This window comes from Ancylomarina sp. (assembly GCF_041555295.1).
Lineage (GTDB): Bacteria > Bacteroidota > Bacteroidia > Bacteroidales > Marinifilaceae > Ancylomarina.
Genome location: NZ_JBFFKR010000017.1, coordinates 24,392 through 31,160 on the forward strand (window position 1 = coordinate 24,392; position 6,769 = coordinate 31,160).

Genomic DNA, 6,769 nt, shown 5'->3' on the forward strand with positions numbered 1-6,769 from the left:
TAATTATTAATCCGATACTTCGGGGCACACAAAATAATAATTATAAAATCATGGTAAGTTTATCCCGCTAGTTATTGGGATAGCCGTTAAATACAAATTATAAACAGATGAAAAATATATATAGATTATTATTTATTTCATCCCTGATGTTTTCTTTAATTTCATGTGATAAAGAAGATGCATTATTGGATGAATCGGTTGTGGTAGTTGAAAAGGGCCACCAAAACGACTTGGATAAGTGGATTTATGAAAATCTGACAAAACCTTATAATGTAGAAGTAAAATACAAGTGGGATGATTCAGAAATTGACAATAAATTTCATGTAACTCCTCCTTCCATAGAAAAGGTTCAGGAATTCCTTGAGGCGTATCTGAACATTTGGATCAAATCCTATGAGGCAGAAGCAAACCCGGATTTCTTGGAACAATACATGCCTAAGTTACTGGTGCTTGCGGGAAGCAAACAATACAACGTCGATGGATCCTGGACTCTTGGTCTTGCTGAAGGAGGCCGTAAAGTGACCATTTTTGATCTGGATGAGTTTGCAGAGGTGGATGCGTACAGTTGGGATACACCGGAAGAGATACTCCTTAAAAAGAAGAAGGCTGTTATTGCTGCATTCCATGTTGTGCATCATGAGTTTGCTCACATTATGCACCAAACCAAATTTTACACCTTGGATTTCAAGGGAATTTGCAAAGGCGATTATACAGGGAACTGGATAGATGTGAATGCAAGTACAGCTCGATTGAGAGGTTTTATCACGCCCTATTCTATGTCGGAAGAGAATGAAGATTTTGTTGAGATTGTAGCTGGAATGATGGATCTGGTTTTAAACAGCAACGTGCCACTTTTGTATGAAGATATTCAGCTTAGAGATGAGAATGATGTGTTGACTCTTGAGAAAGGTGAACTGTATTTAAGCGATTGGGAGAAGGAGCTTCACGAGTGGGCATGGTCATGGAACTCTGATTACACAGGGAAGCAGACCACCCCTGAGGCAGTGGAAGCTTATCACAAATTCAATGCAAAGGTTGATATTATTACCACTTATTACAAAGAAAAATGGGGTATCGACTTATATAGTTTGCAGAAACGATTAGAGAAGGCTGTAAACGAAGTTGTTGTAATTGAAGTAGAAGAATAAATATTGTCAGACGAAACGAGCCATGAGAAAGTTTTTCTTAAAGAGGAATGTTTTTCTCATGGTGACTTTCTCCCTTCCGATAATTATTGGTAAGTAAAGGGATGACATTAATAAATAATTTTAGACAAATGAAACGAGCCATCCCGATAAATAGGGACAGAGAAGTATGATTCTCATGGCGACTTCCATGTGACCTTAAATTAAAAATTATAAACAAATGAAAAAAATATTATATGCATTGGCCATGCTTGTGGTTTTCTCATCCTGTGAGAAGGACTTTGAGTATGTTTCCGATCAAACGGTAAGCGAAAGAATAGAGGAATCCAAGTCGAATTTGACCAGTCTTTTATCAGAATCAGAGTTTGGATGGAAAGGTGTTGTTAAAGGAGGTGATGAGAAAACAGGCGGTAGCTTTATCGCTTTTAAATTCACTCGAAACGAAGGAGAGAATAATGGTACTGTTTTAATGAATTCTGGCTTTGAAGAGGCAACATCAGAATTTAATATTAGTCATCAAGAGGGAGCTCTTTTACAGTTCAATACGCCCAATGATGTGCTTTACTGGATGATTGAACCACGTAGATGGGCTTCTGAAGGTTTGGGTGGTGAAATGGAGTACATTTTCATGAAAGAGGAAAATGGAAATTTGGTTTTTCGCGGCAAAGAGACTGATGGTGACTTAGTGCTTGAAAAAGCAACAGAGCAGGATTGGGACATGAGCACTATCAAGGCAAATTTTGATAATTATAAAGCTCAATCGATCTACCGATACAATGTTATTCGTGTTACAGGTGGAATCAATGGAGCTTCGGTTGAGAACCCGTTTGATATTCGACTGGGAAGTGCAGGATGGGAAATCGAAGGTAAAATAGAGTTTGGCTACAGTGCTACTTACAATGTGGACGGTGAGGATATTGAACAGATGCAGTCGACTTATATCTTCACGCACGAAAGCATTATGCTATCCAATCCTATCGCTGTTGGCGGGGATACGATTACCAAACTGGTATTTGATGGGCAAAATGATAAATGGGTGATTGGTGATGAAGGTATTGTTGGCGAATTTATGAGCTCTCGTCTACCTATCTACGCTCAATCAGGTGTGGTGGATGCTTTGTTCGAAAAATCATTGTCGACTGCCGATCGTTCTGGTACGAGAGGGATGCTGCTCAGGGCTTATGGCTCGGAGGGACCTATGTATGACTATGCTACGAGTGCCTTGGATAACAAAGTTGGTCCTGGTGTTAGCAAATTATTGGCCGTGATGGGCTATGTTACTCCCGAAGGAGAGAATCTGGGCGATGGATTGGTGTTTGCAACTCGCGATAAAAGTAGTTATGCATTTATCCCCGTAGATTTTGTGAAAATAACGGAAAATTCTTTCAAAATGGTACGTCAATCAGGCGATGTAATCACCAACATAGACGGAGCCGCTGATATAATTGCTACTGACGTGGATATCAATGCTTATCTGGACATCCTTTGTTCTGAGCAGGGATGGAGAATGGCTTTGGATTATTTCAGCTTTGGAATGTATCAGATAACCACTTTTCAACTGGCTAATATTGATAATCCTTTAAATTGGTTTGAAGCCACTGTGGTTATGGTAGCAGATTAACTTACCGACCTGTGAAAACTTAACATTGGTATCATATATCCTGTTGAGAAAAATAAACTTACAATACCAGTTCGAAAATCTATTTCGAGCTGGTACTGTACCGCTGGAAATATAATTACTTTGGATTATGGAAGTAGAACCTCTTGCTTGGATTTATTTTATGTAAAGAGGTTTTCCTTTTAGTTTTCTAATTTTCTGTTGATTACTTTTTCAGCAGTTTATCTCGTTGTGGTATTAAGTTTTCTTAAATCTGTTTAGTATGAAAAACGATTATATAGGGCTAATATTTGAATGTCCTCTTTATATAAAAGAACGTGAGTGTCCTTTTCAAATGTTTCGAAAGGAAAAGGATGCTAGGAAACGGATTAGGATGTGGGAGGATATGGGCTCTATTGATTTTTCCGATAAACTAAAATTCCATGAGCATTGTTTTAAGAAAAATGAATCATAAGAGAAGTATCTCCTTCAGATTTCTGAATAATAGCTTTCATACTAGCATTTCGGGAGTTCCCTGAAAAAGAATATCAATTTCATTTATTGAAAAATATGATCTGTTACCAGGCGTAATTGTTTTCCAAATTATACCTGTGTAGGAGATCTGTGTCAAAATTACTGAACATGTTTATAATGTAACAATTTATAAGGAAGCCTTTTATGTAATATTATGGGCAGGGGATTGAGGTAAATATCTAAAGTTATATTTCTCCCTGTTTTGAAAGATCATGAGTCGTTAGTTGGTTGAGAGCCTTTCTATTGGGTTTCCCAAATTTAGAAGGGCTCTCTTTTTACACATGTTAAGCTCAGCATTAGGCTGTGTAGGACGATAGTAAATTCGATTAGTAAAATGAAAAACAAATTACTTTTGATAGGAGCGATTCCTTTATATGGGAATCTCTTTTTATGATTTACTGGCTTTGAATACTTAAAAGCCCCACTCTCATTATCCTGGGGACCCTATTCGTATTTAGAATATGGAAGGTTTTTTATAAAAAAAATGAATCCTAAAAACAGTTTCCCTTAAATTTTCCTAGCCTTAATAAGAGAACTTAACTTTAGTCGTATTCCAATATGTGAGTTTTCACCTAAAGAATTTTAATAGTGAAAAAAAGAATTTGTATCAAGCTTGGTTCAAATGTACTGACCAAAACCAATGGTGAACTGAATGAAGACCGTATTGCCGGTATTGTCGCACAAATAGCACAAGTAAGAGCACAGGGATATCAACCTATTTTAATATCGTCAGGTGCAGTTGCCACTGGCCGTAGTCAGATAAACTTATCCGATAAAATCGATACCGTTTCGGCACGACAGCTTTGGTCGTCAGTGGGACAAGTCAAATTGTTGAATATTTATTCCGCTCTACTTCAGAATTATAATATTGAATGTGCTCAGGTATTGGTTACTAAAGAAGACTTCAGAACAAGGGAGCACTATTTAAATATGAAAAATTGTTTGACCACTTTACTGGACAACAATATTCTTCCTATCGTGAACGAGAATGATGCCGTTTCTGTTACTGCACTCATGTTTACTGATAATGATGAACTCTCGGGATTAATCGCTGAAATGATGAATGCTGAGGCGCTTTTTTTGCTGACTAATATGAATGGAATTTATAACGGGGATCCCGAAAGTCCATCCTCTGAAGTTATCCGTATTGTTAATCATGATTTGAATCGAATACGAAAATACGTTTCAACAAAAAAATCAAATTTTGGGCGAGGAGGCATGCTTACTAAATGTTCTATCGCAAGTAGAGTGGCGAAATCAGGCATTCGTGTTCATATTGCAAATGGACATGCCGATGATATTGTCCTGAAACTGCTTGATGAGCCGGAATCCATTGAGCATTCTATGTTCGAACCGAGTAAAGGAACTTCAAATGTAAAAAAATGGCTGGCTTGTTCTGAAGGTTTTACCAAAGCAATTGTGACTATTAATCAGGGTGCAAAGGAGGCATTAACTTCTTCTCAGGCAACAAGCTTATTGCCTATAGGTATAACTGGCATTGAGGGTAAGTTCGAAAAAGGTGATATCGTTAAAATTGTGGATAATGAAGGAAACCCTGTTGGTCTTGGTAAAGTGCAATACGAGCTACAAAGGGCGGTGCAATATTGTGGAAGAGCAGGTGTTAGGCCTCTCGTTCATTACGACTACTTACACTTGTATTAAAAAATATACTGTAATGGATATTGAAATAATTATATGAGACAATTTTTTTAGGTTTTTGTCTCTAATAAGTTAATTCAATAATTTGGTGTTGTATTTACCTGATTTTATAATTATAATATTCAAGCATATGTGTTGTAATGTACAATTTGTAAAAGTGAAAGAAGCTTCACGTAAAATGGCCTTACTGTCCGATGAATTAATTAATAAGATTTTATCGCAGTTGGCAGAAACCACTCGAAACAGTATTTCATTTTTACTTAGTGAAAACCAAAAAGATTTGGATTTAATGTCTTCAAAAGATCCCAAATATGACCGTTTGTTACTTACAGAAGAACGACTTATTGGAATTGCAAATGATATTGAAAATATTAGAGGGCTGCCCTCATCGCTTGGAAAGGTATTGGATGAAAAGAGACTGGATAATGGACTACGGCTCGAGAAGGTATCTGTTCCTCTTGGAACTATTGGCGTTATTTATGAAGCTCGTCCCAATGTGACCTTTGATGTTTTTGCTCTTTGTTTTAAATCAGGTAATGCCTGTGTTTTGAAAGGAAGTCGCGACGCTGAAAATTCTAATAAAGCTATTGTTTCCTTAATAAAAAAGGTCTTAGAAGATAATCATGTGAATCCTGATATTCTTCAGTTGCTACCTGCCTCTAGAGAGGCGGGAACCGAATTGATGAATGCACGGGACTTTGTGGATGTTCTTATTCCGCGAGGCTCTCAGCAATTGATCAATTCTGTTCGCGAGAATGCCAATATTCCTGTTATAGAAACAGGAGCAGGGATAGTACATACCTATTTCGATCGTTATGGAGATCTTCAAAAGGGGAAGGGAATCATATTTAATGCTAAAACCCGTCGGGTAAGTGTTTGCAATGCTCTAGATTGCTTGATTGTTCATAAGGAGCGACTGAGTGACCTATATGAATTGGTGAACCAACTTTTGGAGAAAAATGTGGAGCTCTATGCTGATGAACTGGCCTACCCGGTTCTCCAGGGAAAATATCCTGAGGAATTGTTGTTCCCGGCAGATCCGGACTCCTTCGGAACGGAGTTCCTGGCCCATAAAATGTCCATAAAAACAGTGAAGCATTTCAAGGAGGCTTTGGATCATATTTACCTGTTCAGTTCCAAACACAGTGAAGCTATTGTGAGTGAAAACACCGAACGGATCAGGTATTTCTTGCAGGCAGTTGATGCAGCTGCAGTCTATGCCAACAGCTCGACAGCTTTTACCGATGGGGCACAGTTTGGTTTAGGAGCTGAAATTGGGATTAGCACTCAAAAACTTCATGCTCGTGGACCGATGGCATTGGATGAACTGACCAGTTATAAATGGTTAGTGCGTGGTGATGGGCAGGTTAGAAATTGATAGTGTTTGATAGTTTGTTTTACACAACTTCCGATTAATAATTGTTTCAAATAATAAAGTGATTTTCTCTTGGAAATAAAGAGTTCCGATCAATAAAAAGGATAGTAGGTCAGGAGTATTAGGATATAAAAACAATGTCACGGTTAGTTGAAGGTTGAGAGTTTTTCTGATGCATTTACCCTAAGTGCACAGAGAGACTCTCTTTCCAGTTTTCTGCATTTAATGAATATCGTTCGTACTGCTGCGCTTAATCATTGAAGTAATTGTATAATTCTTTAAGAGAATATTTGTTCCGCTCTGTGAGAAATAAGTGTATCAATAAAAGACGAAACCAAAAAAAAATGAAGAAAGATATCAATAAGATAGAACTTGTGTAGTTAATGTGGAACAATTAATTCTCATCCAACCAAATCCAGAAAACAATCACAAACTAAGAGATCTTGCGAAATTGATTGA

The 6,769-nt window shown here is 37.5% G+C and carries 5 protein-coding genes; all 5 read left to right on the forward strand.

Annotation, left to right across the window (positions count from 1 at the left end):
* The first annotated feature begins 107 nt into the window (after nucleotides 1–107).
* The 5 genes from ABY905_RS02945 to ABY905_RS02965 all read left to right on the forward strand — a co-directional run bounded on the left by ABY905_RS02945 (nucleotide 108) and on the right by ABY905_RS02965 (nucleotide 6,313).
* Nucleotides 108–1,148 (forward strand): substrate import-associated zinc metallohydrolase lipoprotein, encoded by a 1,041-nt coding sequence (locus tag ABY905_RS02945; RefSeq protein ID WP_372640281.1) that lies wholly within the window; start codon nucleotides 108–110, stop codon nucleotides 1,146–1,148.
* Nucleotides 1,149–1,365: 217 nt separating this feature from the next.
* Nucleotides 1,366–2,766 carry a DUF4302 domain-containing protein gene (locus tag ABY905_RS02950; protein WP_372640283.1) on the forward strand — a complete coding sequence of 467 codons (1,401 nt, stop codon included), beginning with the start codon at nucleotides 1,366–1,368 and terminating at the stop codon, nucleotides 2,764–2,766.
* 259 nt (nucleotides 2,767–3,025) lie between these two features.
* Nucleotides 3,026–3,217: a hypothetical protein gene (locus ABY905_RS02955; protein WP_372640285.1), complete on the forward strand. Its 192-nt coding sequence runs from the start codon at nucleotides 3,026–3,028 to the stop codon at nucleotides 3,215–3,217.
* A gap of 647 nt (nucleotides 3,218–3,864) precedes the next feature.
* On the forward strand, nucleotides 3,865–4,938 hold the full coding sequence (gene proB / locus ABY905_RS02960) for a glutamate 5-kinase (protein WP_372640287.1): 1,074 nt from the start codon (nucleotides 3,865–3,867) through the stop codon (nucleotides 4,936–4,938).
* Nucleotides 4,939–5,065: 127 nt separating this feature from the next.
* Nucleotides 5,066–6,313 carry a glutamate-5-semialdehyde dehydrogenase gene (locus ABY905_RS02965; RefSeq protein WP_372640290.1) on the forward strand — a complete coding sequence of 416 codons (1,248 nt, stop codon included), beginning with the start codon at nucleotides 5,066–5,068 and terminating at the stop codon, nucleotides 6,311–6,313.
* The last annotated feature ends 456 nt before the right edge of the window (nucleotides 6,314–6,769 follow it).